The organism is Blautia sp. Marseille-P2398 (genome assembly GCF_964240315.1).
GTDB lineage: Bacteria > Bacillota > Clostridia > Lachnospirales > Lachnospiraceae > Blautia_A > Blautia_A wexlerae.
On sequence record NZ_CAXSTD010000048.1, the window covers coordinates 1 to 798 of the forward strand.

A 798-nucleotide genomic window follows, 5' to 3' on the forward strand; every position below is an offset into this window, starting at 1 on the left:
TTGAACATGGGCAGATTGATAAAACTGCTTTAGATTCTTGTCTCAAAACCAAGACCAGAAACCGTATTGATGAAATTCTCATGTCCGTGAACGGAACACTGTCAGAACACCAAAAGGCATTTTTAAGGATTCTCATGACTCATTATGATTCTTTAAAGAAACATCTTGCTGAAATTGAAACGAGTCTCGAGGAAGATATGGCTCCATTTGCCCTGCAGGTTGAGCAGTTGAATAGCATCTATGGAATAAGCACAACTGCTTCCTGTGCAATTATTGCTGAAATCGGTATTGATATGAAGCCGTTTAAAACTGCGGAACACATCTGCTCATGGGCCGGTTTGTGCCCAGGTAATAACGAAAGTGCTGGAAAACGAAAAAGCACCTCTGTCACAAAAGGCAATCCTTACATAAAAAGTATGCTCTGCGAAATTGCCTGGGTGATTGCAGGGAAACGCAACACTTATCTTTCGGCATGGTACTGGAGAATCAAACAGAAAAAAGGAGCCAAAAAAGCGATTGTCGCACTTGCCCGAAAACTTCTTGTCATCATCTACACAATGTTAAAACAAGGAACTCTATTTGACGAATCCTGTTTTGAAACAAGACGTAAGCACTGTGAACAAAAACAGCTTTCTCGTTATATACGGGAATTGGAAAAACATGGTTATCATGTGGAAGCTCAAAGCTAGCCTTTCTTAAATACGATCAATCTCTCACTACAGGCAGCCAATACTGTGACTGCTTTATAGTGATGCTTTCATAATTGTTGAAAACATTTGTTGTCAAGGTTCAGTTTTT

General features: G+C 39.7%; 1 protein-coding gene. It reads left to right on the forward strand.

Features of this window, described 5'->3' with window-relative positions:
* Positions 1-689: IS110 family transposase (locus ACESZG_RS18910; protein ID WP_347472319.1), on the forward strand; the 689-nt coding region annotated here is incomplete at its 5' end.
* Between the last annotated feature and the right edge of the window lie 109 nt (positions 690-798).